The organism is Winogradskya humida (genome assembly GCF_016862215.1).
Taxonomy (GTDB): domain Bacteria; phylum Actinomycetota; class Actinomycetes; order Mycobacteriales; family Micromonosporaceae; genus Actinoplanes; species Actinoplanes humidus.
Window position 1 is genome coordinate 87,205 of sequence record NZ_BOMN01000100.1, and the last position, 17,623, is coordinate 104,827.

Below are 17,623 nucleotides of genomic sequence, written 5' to 3' on the forward strand. Positions count from 1 at the left end.
CTGACTAGGCATCCTGGATGCACTACATGACTAGGCTTCCTGGATGCGCTATCTGACCCGACAGTTCTCCGTCGCGGCTCTGCGACGTGGGAGAGCCGTTGAGCAGTTCCTCGGCGGCACGGAGGTGCACGGCGAACGCGCCGTCCGATGGGTGGCGATCAACTCCGAAGACGGGCAGTGCCGGATCTCGCTGCACACCGTCCGGGATCCGGATGACGAGAAAGCCGGTGACCTTGCCAACTTTTGGTCCCTGGATCCCGTCGACGAGGCGTATGCCGGCGAAGGTCGCGAAATCGGAACCCGTGCCGGCGAACGGGAAGCGCTCCTGCTCGCGGAACGGTTGACCGGCGCTGATCCCGGCCGCTGGGTCAACGAAGGGGTGGCCGGCGAGGAGTACCGGGATCACGTCCGCGGGCGGCGGGATGCGGATGGGGCAGGCAGATCTGAACCTGCGCTCGGTAGTCCATGAAGGACCTTGTAAAAGTGGGCGGTCGGAGACAGCGGCGGTCGATAGGGTTCGGATGTGGTCAGTTTTGGGGTTGATGATGTGGTCCGGGCGGCTGAGGTGCTGCCGGTGCGGCCGCTCGGTGGGCTGTTTCCGGATGCGTTGACCGTGGGCGGGGATGCGGGGGTGGCGGTTGTCGAGCCGGACGGGGTGCATCCTCTGCTGAGTGCCGTGGGGCAGGCGTTTGCCGGGCATCGGCCGCTGGTGTTGTCGCCCGATGCGGTGTGGCTGACCATCGCGCAGGGCGTTGCCCAGCATGTACGGCTGCACGAGGAGGAGTTGCGGGCGCGGCTCGTTGAGCATCCGGGGCGTAAGCGGATTGAGGTTCGGCACGTCGGGCCGATGCCGACGGACGCCGAGTCGTGGCGCTGGCTGGTGGAGGGGTTGAGCAGCCAGCTCGATGATGATGACTTCTTCGCGTGCGACTTCTCCACCAGCACGGACGTGGAGCGCATGGCGGGGCAGGTTGTGCTGCTGGATGCGTACTCTCCGTATTTTTCGGTGTGGCTGGTCTGTGTCTGCGGGATTCCGGAGATCATGCTGACCGGGACTGTGGACGATTGGCGCAGGATCCGGGAGCGGGTGGACGGGCTGGGGCGGTTCGGGCTGGAGCGGTGGGGTGAGTCGCTGGGGCCGATCGCCGGCCAGTTCGTGCGGGCGGCGGGCGGTGACGTTGATGTCGCTTTCTGGCGGAGGATCTACAACCCGGCTGACGCGTACGGCGCGAAGGTGATCACCGGGTGGATCGCACGGCTGTATCCCTACCTTGAAGGGGGCGGGAGCGTCGACCGGCCGAACCCGTTGCTGGAGCTGCCCCTCGACGAACCTCGCGACCTGACGTCCGGAGACCGGATGGGTTATGACGGGCCGGGAATTCGCAGCAGCAGCGTTCCGGCCATGCTTTCGCGCGTGATCGTGCACGTCAACGACGGCGACATCCACACGGTTGCCCTGCACGCCGGTCTGGTCGGGGTCGCCCAGGATCCGGGCGGGGCCCTGCGCCCGATCGCCGGCTGGCACCTCACACCGGCCGAGCCGTTGATCGACGACGTGATCGACCGGATCATCCGCGAGCATGTCACCACCCCGCCGACCGACCGGCGCATGTTCCACGCCTCCGCCGATCTTGCCGCGCTATACCGGCGCATCGGCTCGGGCACGCTCTTCGACGGGGCCTGGCGCCTGCGCCCGATCGCCGAGCACGGCCGCATCTACCGGGGCGAGACCCGCCCGGCCCTGCTCACGATCATCGACCTGCCCGACGGCAGCAGCATCGGCGCCGCCATCGACGCCACGACCCGGGCACTGCACTGGCTGATCTATCGTGTCGAGCCATCCGCCGGGACCGGGTCCGAGATCAGGACCGGGGCCGAGACTCTGCTCGACGACCCGGCCGGCATCGCCGTGCACGGCACCTCGCTCACCCTGCTGCTCACCGCGGCGCTCGACAACAACGGCGACATCAGCCACCTGCAGACCGGGCGCCTCGCCGACCTCGACGACACCCCCGCACCGGTCACGGCCAACCTGCGCCGCAAGTCCCCCGCCGCGCCCCTGCGAGACGTGGAGCCGGACGGTTCCGAGCTCGACAGGGAGATCTTCCGGATACGGCGCGCCAAGGAGAAAGCGATCGACGGAGAGGACTTCCAGCGGGCGGCCGATCTGCGCGACCGCGAAAAGGAGCTCCTTCGCGACATTGCCGCTACGACACCACAACCATGACTCGCCTTCACTACTGGAAAGCAGCTTACTGTCGGGAAGTACGCTGGTGGCGTGACGGAACCCCACCAGCTCGGCGTGGCGCAGCGGTTGCTGGCCAACGACACGTTCGACAAGAAGTGTGCGTATCGGCCGATCATGGATCAGGTGACCAATCGGTGGTCGACGCTGATTGTGGCGGCGTTGATGGGTGGGCCGTACAGGTTCTCGGCGCTGCATGGGCGGGTGGGCGGGATCAGCGAGAAGATGCTGTCGCAGAACCTGAAGGCGCTGGTGCGGTACGGCCTGGTCGCCCGCGATGTTGAGCCGACCGTGCCGCCGCAGGTGACGTACAGCCTGACGGAGCTCGGGGTGAGCCTGGCCGGGCCGCTCACCGAGTTGCTCGGCTGGTTCGGGCGCCACCGTGACGAATTGTTCGCCGCGCAGGGTCGTTACGACGAGGGCTGACGGCATGAGCCGGTCGTGGGCGGGTCGCCTTCGGCAGTGATGGTCCGGGTGGCGCCGTCGGAGGACATGGTCACGGTGCGCGAGCCCGAGTGGCCGTAGAGCGCGATGGTGACCGACCCCTTGCCGGCTGTGGAGCGGATGACGATCGGATATCCGGTGTCGTTGGCGATCTCGGAGGCTCCGGAACAGGGGAGCCCGGCGAACCGGGCCGCGTAGAACAGGGCGGGCGGGGCGTCCGGCAGCGTGAGGGTGGTTGAGTCGCGGACGGTCACCGTCACCGTCGCGGCGACGACGACGGTCACGGTGTGCGACGACGGGCCGGGGGTTGAGCCCGCCGACGCCGAACGGATCTTCGAACGGTTCACCCGGTTCGAGGAGTCCCGGCAGCGCGACGCCGGTGGAACGGGATTAGGACTCGCGATCGCCCGGGAGCTGACCAGCAGGATGGGCGGCACGCTCACCCTGACCGGCCGCAGCTGCTTCGAGGTGGCGCTGGACCTCGGCCAGGTTGAACCGGCAGCTTTCGGCGGCGCGTTCCTCCCACGCGAAGACGCAGACCGTGGCGATGCCGTCGAAGGAGAGCGCGGTGAGCGTACGGAAGAAAAGATCCCAGTCGACCTCGCCCTGGCCGATGTCGAGGTGCTGGTGGACGCGGGCCGTGGAGCCCGGCGGGTTGACGATGTAGCGCAGGCCCGAGCCGCGGTGGTCGAACGAGTCGGCGAGGTGCACCTGGGTGAGCAGCGGGCCGGCGTAGGTGAGGACGTCGGCCAGGTCGCCGCCCTGGTGGAACGTGTGCGGGGCGCAGTAGAGGAAGCTGACCAGCGGTGAGGTGATGCCGCGGACCAGGTCGACGCCCGCGCGGCCGTCCTCGACGAAGTCGTCGGGGTGGGGTTCCAGGACCAGGCGCACGCCCTCGCGTTCGAAGATCGGGAGCAACTCCTCGAGGGAGCGCCAGAACTGGGCCTCCGAAGCGGCGGCCGACGAAGGAGCGGCAGGGGCAGAGGGGCGGCCGTTGAATTCGGAGTTCATGACGCCGACGCCGAGGTCGACGGTGATCTGGAGGGCGCGTTTCCAGTAGCGGACGGCGGCCTGGCGTTCGTCCTCGTCCGGGCCGGACCATTTGTAGAGCGGCAGCACCGACGCGACCTGGACCTCCGCGGCGGCGAGGGCCTTCCGGAATCCAGCGCGATCCTCACGCGACCACCTCGTACAGCGCGGGCCGCTCCATCAGGCTGACCGCGACCAGGGAGCCACTGCGCAGCGCCTCGACACCGGCGTCGGAGACCACGGCGGCGGCGTACCCGTCCCAGGCGCTCGGGCCGGCCGGTGGGCCGCCGGAGGCGATGGAGTCGATCCATTCCTGCAGTTCCACGTCGTATGCGCGGGCGAAGCGTTCGCGCCAGTCGAGCGGCACCGGGCTGGCGACCCGGCCCCCGCCGCGTACGACGACCGGGCTCTGCGAGCCGAGTGAGGCGGTGCCATCTTCTCCCACGACCTCGCCGCGGATGTCGTACCCGTAGCGGATGTTGACCGACAGCTCGACGTCGATCAGAGCGCCGCCCTCGGTCTGCAGGATGAGCAGCAGCGGGTCCTGCAGGTCTCCCCCGTTGCGGTTCTTTCTCGGTACGAGCACCCGCGCGGAAGTGATCTCCTCGCCGAACATCCAGCGCACCATGTCGATCTCGTGCACCGCCGTGTCGGTGATGATGCTTTCCCTCTCATAGAAACCCGGCACCCCGGCGTTGCGGTGCGCGCAGTGCATCATGAGCGGGTTGCCGATCTCGCCGCTCTCGATCGCGGCCTTGAGTGCCCGGTACGCCGCGTCGTAGCGGCGCATGTAGCCGACCTGCACGAGCCGGCGCCCCGCGGCGACCTCGGCGGCGACGATCCGGCGGCAGGCCTCCTCGGTGGTCGCGAGGGGTTTCTCGCAGAAGACCTGTTTGCCCGCGGTGATCGCGGCGAGGACGTACTGCTCGTGGGTGGGTCCCCACGAGCAGACGACGACCGCGTCCACCGCGGGGTCGGCGATCAACTCTTCGCCCGTCTGGTGGACGACCGCGCCCGGGAGGCCCTCGGCGACCCGTTTGGCGAGGTCGGCGTCCACGTCGGTGACCGCCGTGACGGTCGCGCCGGCGAGGACCCTGGTGATCCGGCGGAGATGGTCCTGGCCGATCATGCCGGTTCCGATGACTCCGACGGTCAGCATCAGCGCCCCAGTTCGTGGGAGAGCTCGGCCAGCTCGTCGCCGCCGGCCATCTGGGTGGTCAGCTCGTCGAGGTCGACCTCGTCGCGGGTCTTGTCGAGGACGGCCTCGCCGAGTTTGAGGATGATGAAGTGATCACCCACGAGGTACGCGTGGTGCGGGTTGTGCGTGATGAACACGACGCCGAGCCCCGCGTCCCGGGCGGCGGCGACGTACTTGAGCACGACACCCGACTGCTTGACGCCGAGCGCGGCGGTCGGCTCGTCGAGGATGAGCACCCGCGCCCCGAAGTAGACGGCGCGGGCGATCGCGACACACTGCCGCTGGCCGCCGGAGAGCGTACCGATGGGCTGGTCGATGTCCTGCACGACGATGCCCATCTTGCGCAGTTCCTCGTCGGCGATCCGCTTCATCTGTTTGATCCGCAGGCCGGCAAGGGGGAACCGGCCCGCGGAGATCTCGGCGCCGAGGAAGAAGTTGCGCCAGACTTCCATCAGCGGGACGACGGCGAGGTCCTGGTAGACCGTGGCGATGCCGTGGTCGAGGGCCTCGCGCGGGGAGCTGAACGTCTGCTTCTCGCCGTCGACGAGCAGCGCGCCCTCGTTGTGCGGGTGCAGCCCCGACATGATCTTGATGAGGGTGGACTTGCCCGCGCCGTTGTCGCCGAGCACGCAGGTGACCTCGCCCGCGTTGACCTTCAGGCTGATGTCCCGCAGAGCGCTGATCGCGCCGTAGGACTTGCCGACGTTTTCCATCTCGATGAGCGTCGTCATGACAGCCTCCGGCTCGTCGCCATCCGCTTGATGTAGAGGTTCACGAGCACGGCGAGCAGCAGCATGACGCCGAGGAACGCCTTGAACCAGTTGGGGTCCCAGCCCGCGTAGACGATGCCCAGGCTGGTCATGCCGAAGATGAACGCACCGATCGCGACACCCACGGCGTTGCCGAAGCCACCGGTCAGCAACGTGCCACCGACGACCGCCGCGATGATGTAGAGGAACTCGTTACCCACCCCGTTACCGGCCTGCAGCGTGTTGAACCGGTACAGCGTGTGCATTCCCACGAACCAGCCCAAGAACGAGACACCCATGAAGAGGCCGATTTTGGTACGCACGACGGGTACGCCCACCGCGCGTGCGCTCGCCGCTGCGCCGCCCACGGCGTACACCCAGTTGCCCGTCCTTGTCCTTTGCAGCAACCACGCGGCGAGGGCGACGAACAGTGCCCACCAGAGCACCGTGATCCAGACCGTGACCGGGCCGACCTTGAAGCTGGACGCGAAGATCTTCCCCAGCGAGTCGTAGCCCTGGATCTGGCTGATGTCGGGGCTGGAGACCGAGCCGCTGACCAGCTTCGTCACGCCGAGGTTCGCGCCCTGCAGCACGAAGAAGGTCCCCAGCGTGATCAGGAAGCTGGGAATGCCGGTGCGCATCACCAGGTAGCCGTTGACAAAGCCGATGAGCAGGCAGAACGCGAGCGACAACAGCGCGCCGACCCACAGGTTGACCCCGAAGTACCAGCAGAACATGGAGTTGACCAGGCCGGCCGTGGTGGTGATGACGCCGGCGGAGAGGTCGAACTCGCCGCCGATCATCAGCAGGCCCACGCCGACCGCGACGATACCGATGGTCGACGACTGGTAGAGCACGGTGAAGAACGACTCGGCGGAGCGGAACGACGGCGCCGCGATCAGGAAGAAGACGAAGATGAGGATCGCCGCGACCAGCGCGCCCACCTCGGGGCGGCCGAGCACGCGGCTGGAGAGACTGCGGCGGAACCTCGGGGGTCCCGCGGGCGCCGGCATCGGCGGCGCCGCCTGCACGCTGTGACTCATCGCGTGTTGCTCTTCGTGAACGGCAGGATCTTCGCGATGTTGTCCTTGTCGACGAACGACGGGCCGGTCAGGACGGGCTTGCCGCCGCCGATGTCGTTACCGTTCTTCAGGTAGAGGTAGAGCGAGCTGACCGCCAGGTACCCCTGCGCGTACGGCTGCTGGTCGATGGAGAACTCGATCTTCCCGTCCGCGATGTTCTGGGCGATCTCGGCGTTGAGGTCGAAAGTGATCAGCTTCGCCGCGCTGCCGGCGGCGGCGAGGGCCTTGATCGAGTCCTGGGCGATCGGGGCGCCGAGCGTGACGATGTAGTCGATCGACTTGTCCTGCGACAGCTTGGCCTGCAGCGTCGACACCACCGCCGCGTCGTCCGCGCCGTTGACCTGGATGTTCTCGGTGCCGGGCACGGCGCTCTTCACCCCGGCGCAGCGGGCCTCGAGCGAGACCGAGCCGGCCTGGTGGATGACGCAGAGGGGGTGCTTGGCCCCGGCCGTGGCGATGCGCTGCCCGGCGGACTGCCCGGCGACGGTCTCGTCCGAACCGAAATACATCAGCGCGCCGAGCTGCTTGTACTGGTCGATGCCGGCGTTGAGGCCGACCACCGGGATCTTCGCGTCGGTCGCGGACTTCACCGCGCCGGCGAGCGCGTTCGGCGTGACCAGGGTCGTGGCGATGCCGTCGACCTTCGAGTCGACCGCGTTCTGGATGAGCACCGCCTGTTTGGTGGCGTCCGGGTCGTTGGAGTACTTGAGGGTGACGCCCTCGTCCTTGGCGGCCTGCTGCGCGCCCGCCTTGATCTTGTCCCAGAACGTGTCACCGGGCGTCTCGTGGGTGACGAACGCAACCGTGAAGCCGGAGCTGCCCGCGGCGTTCGCGCCCTCCCCGCTGCCGTTGTCGTCGGTCTTCACCCGTCCGCCGCCGCTGCACGCGGTGGCACCGAGGGTTACGACTGCGGCGAGCGCGACGATGCGCGCACCTCGCGAGAAGATCATCTTGGTTCTCCAAAGGTTCTACAGAGCTGTCGGAAATTGCAGCGATGCGCCGTGCGCGCTGGTGACGTGCGGCCACCGGGAGGTTACGACCTTGCCACGGGTGTAGAACGAGACACCCTCGGGACCGTGGATGTGCCGGTCGCCGAACAGGGAGTCCTTCCAGCCGCCGAAGGAGTAGTACGCCATCGGGACCGGGATGGGCACGTTGATCCCGATCATACCGACGTGCACGCCGCGCTGAAATCGCCGTGCGGCCTCGCCGCTGCCGGTGAAGATGGCGGTGCCGTTGCCATACGGGTTCGCGTTCACCAGGGCGATCGCGGCGTCCACCGAGTCGGCCCGCACCACGGACAGCACCGGGCCGAAGATCTCCTCGGTGTAGACGTCCATCCCGGTCTCCACCTGGTCGATCACGGTCGGCCCGACGAAGAAGCCGTCCTCGAACCCGTCGACGCTCAGGCCCCGCCCGTCGACCAGCACCTTCGCACCCTGCTGCTCCCCGGTGCCGATCAGCGACTCGACGCGCTCCTTGGCGGCGGCGGAGACGACCGGGCCCATCTCACTGCGCGGATCCCGGCCGGAGCCGACGACCACCTCGGCAGCCTTACGCGACACCAGCTCCATCAGCGGATCACCCGCACCACCGACCGCAACCGCCGCCGAGATCGCCATGCACCGCTCCCCGGCCGACCCGAACGCCGCCGCAGCGAGGTGGTTGGCCGCGAACTCCAGATCGGCGTCGGGCAGCACGATCGCGTGGTTCTTGGCACCCCCGAGCGCCTGCACCCGCTTCCCGGACGCGGCGGCCTCCTGGTGGATGTAACGCGCGATCGGTGTCGACCCGACGAACGAGATCGCGGCGACACCCGGATGCTGCAGCAACGCGTCGACGGCCACCTTGTCGCCGTGCACGACGTTGAACACCCCGTCGGGCAGCCCCGCCTGCCGCCACAGGTCCGCGACGAAGTTCGCCGCCGAGGGATCCCGCTCGCTGGGTTTGAGCACGAACGTGTTCCCGCACGCGATCGCGACCGGGTACATCCACATCGGCACCATCGCCGGGAAATTGAACGGCGTGATCCCCACGCACACCCCGAGCGGCTCACGGAAACTGAAAACGTCCACACCGTTCGAGGCCTGATCGGAATAGTCACCCTTCAACAGCTGCGGAATGCCACACGCGAACTCGACCACCTCGAGCCCGCGCTGCACCTCCCCGGCCGCGTCACTGAGCACCTTGCCATGCTCGTCCGAGATGATCCCCGCCAGCTCCTGCACATTCGCATTCACGAGCTCTCTGAATGCAAACATCACTTTGGTACGCGCGGAAAGCGACGCCTGCCCCCACGACCCGAACGCCGTCGTGGCAGCCGCAACGGCCGCGTCGACATCCGCGTGATCGGCGAGCACCACCTCATGCTGCTGCCGCCCGGTTGCGGGGTTGAACACCGCACCACGCCGTCCCCCGGCGCCCGCGGTGGGGCTGCCGCCGATCCAATGCTCAATGATGGACATGGGCAGGTCCCTCCCGGAGATACTGACGTTGGCCACGCTTCGCAGCCTCGTAACCCGCCCGCGCCTCCCGGGTGCTCCCCAGCTCGGAAACCGCACTCACCGGCACGTCCCACCACGACTCGGAGGACGGAATCGGCGAATGCGCATCGGTCTCGATATACACCACGGTCAGCCGATCGGCGTCCCGGGCGCGCTTCAGCCCCTCGGTCAGATCGGCGATGGTGCGGCACCGGACAACCGCGGCACCGAGGCTCTCGGCATTCGCAGCAAGATCAACGGGCAGATATCCGCCGTCGTAATCGTCGTCCGCCCCGCGATAGCGATAACTCGTGCCGAAACGCTGCGACCCGAGCGATTCCGACAGCGCGCCGATCGACGCGAAGCCGTGGTTCTGCACGAGCACGATGACAAGCTTCAGACCCTCGGCGATGGCGGTGACGATCTCCTGCGCCATCATCAGGTACGACCCGTCGCCTACCAGGGCATAGACCTCCCGGGTCGGGTCGGCAAGCTTGATCCCCACGGCGCCGGCGATCTCGAAACCCATACAGGAGTAGCCGTATTCCACGTGGTACTGCTTCGGATCGCGAGCACGCCAGAGCAGTTGCAGGTCACCGGGCATGCTTCCGGCTGCTTGCACGACAACGTCCCGCTCCCCACACGCGTCATTGACCGCACCGATCACCTCACTCTGCGCGGGCAACGGCCCATGATTCAGGTGATACGCCACGTCAACAACCCGCTGCCAAGCCACCACCTCCGCCTGCCAGACCCCCACCTCCCGCTGCCAGAGCGCCCCTCCCCGCCGACCGGACGCCGCTTCCCCCTCCCCGGCGACCTCCTCGCGCCGGGTGGACGCCACTCCACCCTCCCCGCCGGCCCCCTCACTCCGGCCGGGCACTTCCCCCTCCCCGGAGATACCCTCACTGCGGGCGGGCACTTCCCACCCCCGGCCGGCCCCATCACGCTGACCGGGCAGCCCCCGCTCCCCGCCGACCCCATCACGCTGACCGGGCAGCCCCCGCTCCCCGCCGACCCCATCACGCTGACCGGGCAACGCCTCGCGGGGGCTGGGCATCACTTCTCCCTGCTCGGACACCGCGTCGCGCCCAGCGGCCGCCATCCCCTGCCGCCAGGCCGCCGCTCTCCACTGGCCCGGCGCGGCCTCCCCTTGCTCCGAAACAGCCTCACGCTGCCCGGACACGACCTCACGCAGCCCGGCCGCCCCTTCTCCATGTTCGGGCACCGACTCATGCCGCCCGGACACCAACTCACGCTGGTCTCTCGCCACCTCACGCTGGCCTCTCGACACCTCACGCTGCCCTGTCGACACCTCACGCTGCCCTGTCGACACCTCACGCTGCCCTGTCGACACCTCACGCGGGCCTATCGACACCTCACGCGGGCCGGGCACCACGTTTTCCTGCCCAGCCATCGTCCGCCGCCCAGACACCGCCGTCTGCTCGCCGGACACCGCCGTCTGCTCGCCGGACACCGCCGTCTGCTGGCCAGACACCCCCGTCTGCTGGCCAGAGGCGATTTCCTCCGGGCTGGCTACCACTTCGCGCTGACTCACCACTCCCGTCGCTGTGTCATTATTTATCGCTATATCACTAAGTTCAGCGGTTAAAGCGGTCAGCCCAGAACGAGCATCGGCGACGACGGCGGTGGCTGACTGTTTGTGGGCGTCGAAGCTGGTGACGTTGAGGTTGACGAAGTGGACGCCGGGGTTGGCGAAGGCGGTGCGGGAGGCGGTGGTGAAGTCGCTGTAGCGCGTGCCGATGCCGATGATGACGTCGGCGTCCCGGGCGAGGTGGTTGGCGACCGGGGTGCCGGTGGAGCCGATGCCGCCGACCGACTGCGGGTGGTCCCAGCTCAGGGCGCCCTTGCCGGCGTGGGTGTCGGCGACGGGGATGCCGGTCGCGCGGGCGAACGCGTCGAGTTCCGCGGAGGCCTCCGAGTAGATCACTCCTCCGCCCGCGATGATCAGCGGACGACGGGCGGAGCGGATCGCATCGGCGGCACGGATGACGGCGGCCTGTTCGGGTGCCGGGCGGGCGATGTGCCAGACGCGGCGCGCGAACAACTCGTCCGGGAAGTCCCATGCCTCGGCCTGCACGTCCTGCGGGAGGCTGATCGTGACCGCACCGGTCTCCGCCGGGTCGAACAGCACACGCATCGCGGCGAGCAGTGCGGACGGGAGCTGCTCGGGGCGCCAGATGCGGTCGAAGAAGCGGGACAGAGGGCGGAAGGCGTCGTTGACCGTGACGTCGTACGTGCGGGGGTCCTCCAGCTCCTGCAGCACCGGGGCGGCCGCGCGGGTGGCGAAGACGTCGCTCGGGAGCAGCAGGACGGGGAGACGGTTCACGGTGGCGAGGGCGGCGCCGGTCAGCATGTTCGTCGAGCCGGGGCCGATCGATGCCGTGCAGGCGTACGTGGAGAGCCTGTTCTTCATCTTCGCGAAGCCGGCGGCCGCGTGCACCATGGCCTGCTCGTTCCTGGCGAGGCGGTAAGGCAGGTCCGCCGAACCCGTGCGCTGGGCCTGCAGCAGTGCCTGGCCGATCCCGGCGACGTTGCCGTGCCCGAAGATGCCCCACGCGCCCGCGATCGCGCGCTGCTCGACGCCGTCGCGCTCGGTCCACTGGCCGGCCAGGAACCGTACGACAGCCTGCGCGACGGTCAGCCTCACGATCGTCTCCTCTCGCGGATGGAAGTGAGCGGCAGCCGCGGGTCCATCTCCTGGTGGCTCCACGAACCCCGGACCCAGCCGTGCACGGGGTCGTCGGAGAACAGCCACCTGCGCTCGCCCGCGCCGGCCATCACGTTGAGGTAGTACAGGTCGTAGCCGGGGGCGGCCATCGAGGGGCCGTGCCAGCCGTACGGGATGAGGACGACGTCGCCGCTGCGTACCTCGGTGCAGATGTCGATGTCGTGGCCCGGGTGCCCGTACACCCTCTGGAAGCCGGCGCCCGGCGCACCCGAGGGCGACCCCGCGACCTCGAAGTAGTAGATCTCCTCGAGGGCGATCTCGTCCTCGGTGGTCTCGTCATGCTTGTGCGGCGGGTACGACGACCAGTTGCCGCCCGGGGTCAGCACCTCGACCGCGATCAGCCGCTCGGCCTCGAACGACTCCGGCGTGCAGAAGTTGTTGACCTGCCGGCTGGCCTGCCCGGCGCCGCGCAGCTCGACCGGCACCGACTCGGCCGGGCCGTAGCGGAACGGCAGTTTGCTCGTCGCCAGGGCGCTGGGCAGCGCGAACCGGCCGCCGTTGCCCGCCCGGATCGTCACCGACGAGTCCCGCGGCAGGTAGGCGAAATCGGTCACGCGGGAGAACACCGAGCGCCGCCCGGTCAGCGTCAGCCGCTCGTCGTCGCAGGTCACGTCGCAGCCCCCGGAGAGCGGCAGCACGATCGTCTCGGCGTCGCCCGTGTGGAAACTGACCCGCTGGCCGATGCCCATGTCGAGCACCCGCAGCCCGCTGTACCCCCAGCCGGCACTCGCCGGCGTCACGGCCAGCTCGAACGGCCCGGTCCCGCCCTCGCCCCGGCGCAGCAGATGGCTCACAGCAGGCTCACCGCCCGGTCGACGGCGTCCGCGACGTCCCCGCCCGCCGGATACAACAGGCTCCGGCCGATCACCAGACCCTGCACGGTGGGCAGGGCCAGAGCCTTGGCCCATTGGGCGTACGCGGCATCGGCGTCCTCGGAAACCTCACCGCCCAGCACCAGCGCGGGGAGCGTGGTCGCCGCCATCACCCGCTCCATGTCCGGGACCACAGGCACCTTCAGCCACGTGTACGCGCTGGTCGCCCCGAGCCCCGCGGCAACCGACGTCGCCCGGATCATCGCCTCAGCCGTCAGCTCGTTGCGCAGCCGCCCCTCGGCGTCGCGGTGCGAGATGAACGGCTCGACCATCGCCATCAGCCGGTGCGCCGCGAGCTCCCCCACGGCCTGCCCGCAGCTCTGCAGGGTCCGCGCGGTGCCCGCGTCCGCCGGGTCGATGCGCAGCAGCATCTTGCCGCCGTCGAACCCGGACGCGTTCAGGCTGTCCGCGTCGTACGCGGTGAACCGGTCGTCGACCTCGAACACCGTCCCGGCGAGCCCGCCCCGGTTCATCGAGCCGATCACGACCTTGTTGTCGAGCACCCCGAGCACCAGCAGATCCTCGAGGATGTCGGGGGTGCCGAGCACGCCGTTGACGCCGGGACGGGCGAGCGCGGTGCAGATGCGGTCGAGCAGGTCGGCCCGGTTTCCCATGGCCAGGGGATCGGCACCGGCCCGCAGCGCACCCCGCGCGGGGTGATCCGCCGCGATGATCATCAATCGGCCATGCTCCCCGCGCCACGACGCGGGACGATGCCGGCGCCGGGCCGCGGAGGCGATCGCATACGGCCGGTCGACCCGCGCCGTGATCAGGTCCTGAAGGTCACGCACGAGCCATCACCGCCCGGACCTCGTCCTCGGTCGGCATCGCATCCGCACACGCCATCCTCGACGCCACGATCGCCCCGGCCGCGTTGGCGAAACCGATGATCGTCGCCAGATCCCAGCCACTCAGCAGCCCGTGACAGAGCGCCCCACCGAACGCGTCCCCGGCCCCCAGCCCATTCACCACATCCACCGGGATCGGCTTGGCGCTGACCTCCTCGCGGAGGCCCGCGCCGGAGCCGGCGCGATCGTCGTCACCCCCCGCGTCGGAGCCGGCAGGCGCGGCGCCGGTCCGGCCGTCGCCGCCTGATTGGCCGCGGCGGGCCGTTACTCCGTCCGGGCCCTGCTTGACGATGACCAAGCCGTCGTCCGGGGTGGTGCCGGCCGTTTCCCACTCGTCGCGGTTGCCGACCACGATCGATGCGTGGGGTAGCGCCTGCTGGTACCAGCGGCGGGCCTCCTCACGGGACTCCCAGAACATCGGCCGGTAGTCGAGGTCGAAGACGGTCGTCTGCCCCTCGGCGCGGCATTTGAGGGCGCTGAGCGTGGCCGTCCGGGACGGCTCCTGACTGAGGCCGGTGCCCGTCACCCAGAATATGTCCGCATTTCCAATGGCTTCCAGATCTAATTCGGACTCGTGGATCTCGAGGTCCGGGGCCTTGGGGAAGCGGTAGAAGTACAGCGGGAAATCGTCCGGCGGGAAGATCTCGCAGAACGTCACCGGTGTGGGCAGGCCCGGCACGGCGGTCACGAACCGGTCGTCGACGTGGAAGCTGCGCAGTGCCTCGTGCAGGTAGGTGCCGAACGGGTCGGCGCCGGTCCGGGTGATCACCGCGCTGCGCCGGCCGTAGCGGGCCGCGGCGACCGCGACGTTCGTGGGGCTGCCACCGAGGAACTTCTCGAACGTGCGGACCTCGGGCAGCGGCACGCCGATCTGTTGTGGATACAGATCAACACCGATACGTCCCATGGTCAGTACTTCGTCAACGGCCACGCGTCCTCCTTGCGGAAGGATGAGGGCTTGCTCGAAGCGACCTTCAAGCCGCGGATGCCGCGCACGATGACGGCGCCATGAACAGGTTTCGATGTAATAACGTGGATGCTTCCAGGTCAATACTTTGTCCTGACAAACTCACATGGCGGTGTACGCCTGTCGAGGAGGGTCCACATGGCACCCGAACTGCACGCCCGCCTGGACAGATCCAGTCCGGTGCCGCTCTACTTCCAGGTCGCGTCGCGGCTGCAGGCATTGATCGAGCGCGGGGAGATCGGCGTCGGCGCCCGCATCGAGAACGAGATCGACCTCGCCGAACGGCTCGGCGTCTCCCGCCCGACCATCCGTCGCGCGATTCAGTACCTAGTCGAGCGCGGCATGCTGATCCGCAAACGGGGCGTCGGCACGCAGGTCGTGCATCCCAAGGTCCGGCGTCCGGTCGAGCTGTCAAGCTTGTACGACGATCTGGTCAGCTCCGGGCGTACACCCCGGACTGAGGTCTTGCAGTTGACTGTCATGCCCGTGCCGGCGCAGGCGGCCGCCGCCCTGGAGATCGAGCTCGGCACGGAGGTCACCTGGATCGAGAGATTGAGGTACGCGGGCGGCGAACCCCTCGCCCTCATGCACAACGCCATCCCCCTCGGCGTCCTGCGCCCGGACCGCGCCGACCTGGCCGAACACGGCCTCTACGAGCTCCTGCGCCGCGCGGGCCACGTCCCCAGGATCGCGACGCAGATGATCGGCGCCCGCTCGGCCACCTCCGCGGAGGCCCGCACACTCACGGAGAAACGCGGCGCGTCACTACTGACGATGAGCCGCACGGCCTGGGACGCCGCCGGGCACGTGCTCGAATACGGCTCGCACGTCTATCGAGCCAGCCGCTACAGCTTCGAGCTCAGCCTTTCGACTCACTGAGCCCTGTCCATCTACTCACTGAGCCCTGTCCATCTACTCACTGAGTCCTGTCTATCTACTCACTGATCTTTGTCTTTCGACTCACTGACCCTTGTCAGGAGTGCGTCCACCACGTCCTTGACCGGGCCCGCCAGCTCCTCCGCCGTCGCGCCGCTCAGCGGTTGCAGCCCCACCCCCGACCGGATGACCGCCACGCCCACACCCAGCGCCAGCAACAACTGGGCCCGCAGCATCTCGCCGTCCCCCGACACCTCCAGCAACCTGTTGCTGAAGTCCTCCATCGCTGTGCGGCGCAGCTCCTCGACGTTCTCGTTCTCAGAGACGCGCAACAGCATCAGCACGGGATGCTCGCCGAACTCCGGCCACGCATCCACGGACAACTGCCGGCTGAGCTCCTCCACGAGCGCATCCCGGTCACTCGGAAACTCACCGGGCCCGGGCGTCGCCGCCAGCGCCGCCTTGAACAGCCCTTCCTTCGAGTCAAAATAACGCTTGATCAGCGCCAGATTCACCCCGGCATCCGCCGCCACATCCCGCAACGTCGTCCCATCAAACCCCAACCGCATGAAACGTACGCGAGCAGCCCCCAACAAATCCCGCTTCGTCTGCCCCGAATCCCGCCGCCGCTCCACCACACCCCCATCCCCATGTCATCACTTGTTGACACCATCCCCCAGCATGACTACCTTATCAAGTCATCATGTGATTACATCCCCTGCGCAACCACACCCGCTCCTGCCCAACCGCATGTCCTGCGTAACCACACCGCCCTGCCCAACCACATCGCCTGCGTAGCTGGACCGCCCTGCCCAACGACATCGCCCTGCGTAGCTGGACCGCCCTGCCCAACTACATCGCCCTGCGCCACTACATCGTCTTGCGCAACTACATCGCGCCGTGTACTTACACCGCCCCGCGTACTTGGAGCCGCCCGCTATGACCCAGGCCCTGCTCGTCATGGACGTCCAACCCGTCGTCCTCAGCCGCTACCCCGACGACACCTACCTCCCCCGCCTGGCCGACGCCATCGCGGCCGCCCGCACAGCAGGCCTCCCGGTCATCTACGTGGTGGTCGGCTTCCGCCCCGGCTACCAGGAAGTCAGCAAAACCAACAAAATGTTCGGCGCCCTAGCCATAGCCAAGCCCCCCGCACCCCCGGAAGCCACCGCCGTCCACCCCGCCGTAGCCCCCGAAAAAGACGACATCATCATCACCAAACGCCGAGTAAGCGCCTTCACCGGCAGCGACCTGGACCTCATCCTCCGAGCCGGCGCCATCACCCACCTCACCCTCACCGGCTGCGCCACCAGCGGAGTAGTCCTCTCCACCCTCCGAGAAGCCGCCGACCGAGACCTCACCCTCACCGTCCTCTCCGACGCCTGCCTAGACAACGACCCCGAAGTCCACCAGCTCCTCACCGAAAAAATCTTCCCCACCCAGGCCACAGTCACCACCATCGCCACCTGGAAACAATCCCTCTAACCCACCCCACCCGCACCCACCCCGCCCGCACCCACCTCACCCGCACCCACCCGCCGCCCGACTCTCGACGCCGCACCGCCCGTCCTTCCCGGACGGGCTTCGGGTAAGCCGGCACCACGAGACCACCGCGCCAGGCGGTGGGTAAAACCAGCAGCACGAGACACCGCGGCGGCGAACCGCGGCTTCGGCATCGGTTCGGACATGCAGATCTCCGGCATCCTCACGGCATGCAGGGCTTTGGCATCGCTGTCGGCAAGGCGGGCCAGTCCCCCTGACCTCGACCATCGCGATAGCAGCAGCCGGCGCCATGGCCGATCAATCCGGCAGGGTGAACCACCCCAAGCCGCACGCTTGCCCGACACCACCGGGGGCGACCGCTTCAGAGCACAAGAAGTGCCGCCTCAAACTCAAGCGCACCGAAATCAGCTAGCGCGCACCAAGAACTCATTGCCGCCGGGATCGACCATCACAACCACACCACCCACGCCGCCTCCAACCTCCGCGCCGTCCGCACCGCTCCCAACCCCTGCGCCGTCCGCACCGCTCCCAACCCCTGCGCCGTCCGCACCGCTCCCAACCCCTGCGCCGTCCGC

At 68.5% G+C, this 17,623-nt stretch carries 16 protein-coding genes and 2 pseudogenes; 6 read left to right on the plus strand and 12 right to left on the minus strand.

The features are described from left to right. Positions 1-43: 43 nt before the first annotated feature. From Ahu01nite_RS34945 to Ahu01nite_RS34955, 3 genes are read left to right on the plus strand one after another with little or no spacing between them, the layout of a single operon-like run. Positions 44-469 carry a hypothetical protein gene (locus Ahu01nite_RS34945; protein ID WP_203840992.1) on the plus strand — a complete coding sequence of 142 codons (426 nt, stop codon included), beginning with the start codon at positions 44-46 and terminating at the stop codon, positions 467-469. 54 nt (positions 470-523) lie between these two features. Then, complete coding sequence (locus Ahu01nite_RS52065) at positions 524-2,227, plus strand: DUF4419 domain-containing protein (RefSeq protein WP_203840993.1); 1,704 nt, start codon at positions 524-526, stop codon at positions 2,225-2,227. A gap of 51 nt (positions 2,228-2,278) precedes the next feature. Further along, positions 2,279-2,671, plus strand: a complete 393-nt coding sequence (locus Ahu01nite_RS34955; protein ID WP_203840994.1) for a winged helix-turn-helix transcriptional regulator — start codon at positions 2,279-2,281, stop codon at positions 2,669-2,671. Here the strand turns inward: Ahu01nite_RS34955 and Ahu01nite_RS34960 are convergent. After that, positions 2,656-3,036, minus strand: coding sequence for a VanW family protein (locus Ahu01nite_RS34960; RefSeq protein WP_239159372.1), 381 nt, complete (start codon positions 3,034-3,036; stop codon positions 2,656-2,658). The two genes, Ahu01nite_RS34955 and Ahu01nite_RS34960, sit on opposite strands and share 16 nt — an antisense overlap. Between Ahu01nite_RS34960 and Ahu01nite_RS50780 the strand changes: the two are divergent. After that, positions 2,969-3,136 (plus strand): annotated as a pseudogene (locus Ahu01nite_RS50780) (ATP-binding protein); the annotation flags it as partial. The gene Ahu01nite_RS34960 and the pseudogene Ahu01nite_RS50780 sit on opposite strands and share 68 nt — an antisense overlap. Here the strand turns inward: Ahu01nite_RS50780 and Ahu01nite_RS50785 are convergent. The 10 genes and pseudogenes from Ahu01nite_RS50785 to iolC all read right to left on the minus strand — a co-directional run. After that, positions 3,080-3,817, minus strand: a pseudogene (locus Ahu01nite_RS50785) (sugar phosphate isomerase/epimerase family protein); the annotation flags it as partial. The pseudogenes Ahu01nite_RS50780 and Ahu01nite_RS50785 overlap by 57 nt on opposite strands. A 46-nt stretch (positions 3,818-3,863) precedes the next feature. Further along, positions 3,864-4,877, minus strand: a complete 1,014-nt coding sequence (locus tag Ahu01nite_RS34970; RefSeq protein WP_203840997.1) for a Gfo/Idh/MocA family oxidoreductase — start codon at positions 4,875-4,877, stop codon at positions 3,864-3,866. Beyond that, on the minus strand, positions 4,877-5,647 hold the full coding sequence (locus tag Ahu01nite_RS34975) for an ATP-binding cassette domain-containing protein (protein ID WP_203840998.1): 771 nt from the start codon (positions 5,645-5,647) through the stop codon (positions 4,877-4,879). Before Ahu01nite_RS34975 ends, Ahu01nite_RS34970 begins: the two co-directional genes overlap by 1 nt. Continuing rightward, complete coding sequence (locus tag Ahu01nite_RS34980; RefSeq protein ID WP_203840999.1) at positions 5,644-6,708, minus strand: ABC transporter permease; 1,065 nt, start codon at positions 6,706-6,708, stop codon at positions 5,644-5,646. The genes Ahu01nite_RS34975 and Ahu01nite_RS34980 overlap by 4 nt, the downstream gene beginning before the upstream one ends. Then, entirely contained in the window at positions 6,705-7,697 is a 993-nt protein-coding gene (locus Ahu01nite_RS34985; protein WP_203841000.1) for a substrate-binding domain-containing protein, read from the minus strand. The genes Ahu01nite_RS34980 and Ahu01nite_RS34985 overlap by 4 nt, the downstream gene beginning before the upstream one ends. A gap of 18 nt (positions 7,698-7,715) precedes the next feature. Then, complete coding sequence (locus tag Ahu01nite_RS34990) at positions 7,716-9,212, minus strand: CoA-acylating methylmalonate-semialdehyde dehydrogenase (RefSeq protein WP_203841001.1); 1,497 nt, start codon at positions 9,210-9,212, stop codon at positions 7,716-7,718. After that, positions 9,199-11,901, minus strand: coding sequence for a thiamine pyrophosphate-dependent enzyme (locus Ahu01nite_RS50790; protein ID WP_239159366.1), 2,703 nt, complete (start codon positions 11,899-11,901; stop codon positions 9,199-9,201). Before Ahu01nite_RS50790 ends, Ahu01nite_RS34990 begins: the two co-directional genes overlap by 14 nt. Continuing rightward, complete coding sequence (gene iolB / locus Ahu01nite_RS35005; protein ID WP_239159367.1) at positions 11,898-12,776, minus strand: 5-deoxy-glucuronate isomerase; 879 nt, start codon at positions 12,774-12,776, stop codon at positions 11,898-11,900. The genes Ahu01nite_RS50790 and iolB overlap by 4 nt, the downstream gene beginning before the upstream one ends. Next, positions 12,773-13,645, minus strand: a complete 873-nt coding sequence (locus Ahu01nite_RS35010; protein WP_203841003.1) for a Cgl0159 family (beta/alpha)8-fold protein — start codon at positions 13,643-13,645, stop codon at positions 12,773-12,775. The genes iolB and Ahu01nite_RS35010 overlap by 4 nt, the downstream gene beginning before the upstream one ends. Next, positions 13,638-14,633, minus strand: a complete 996-nt coding sequence (iolC, locus tag Ahu01nite_RS35015) for a 5-dehydro-2-deoxygluconokinase (RefSeq protein WP_239159368.1) — start codon at positions 14,631-14,633, stop codon at positions 13,638-13,640. Before iolC ends, Ahu01nite_RS35010 begins: the two co-directional genes overlap by 8 nt. 174 nt (positions 14,634-14,807) lie before the next feature. Between iolC and Ahu01nite_RS35020 the strand changes: the two genes are divergently transcribed. After that, entirely contained in the window at positions 14,808-15,548 is a 741-nt protein-coding gene (locus Ahu01nite_RS35020) for a GntR family transcriptional regulator (RefSeq protein WP_203841004.1), read from the plus strand. Positions 15,549-15,607: 59 nt separating this feature from the next. On the opposite strand, the gene Ahu01nite_RS35025 is transcribed toward Ahu01nite_RS35020, so the two are convergent. Continuing rightward, entirely contained in the window at positions 15,608-16,183 is a 576-nt protein-coding gene (locus Ahu01nite_RS35025; protein WP_203841005.1) for a TetR/AcrR family transcriptional regulator, read from the minus strand. Positions 16,184-16,484: 301 nt separating this feature from the next. Here Ahu01nite_RS35025 and Ahu01nite_RS35030 point away from each other — a divergent pair, with 301 nt between their 5' ends. Then, a complete protein-coding gene (locus tag Ahu01nite_RS35030) occupies positions 16,485-17,030 on the plus strand; it encodes a cysteine hydrolase family protein (protein WP_203841006.1) in 546 nt (181 codons plus the stop codon). Positions 17,031-17,623: the final 593 nt, after the last annotated feature.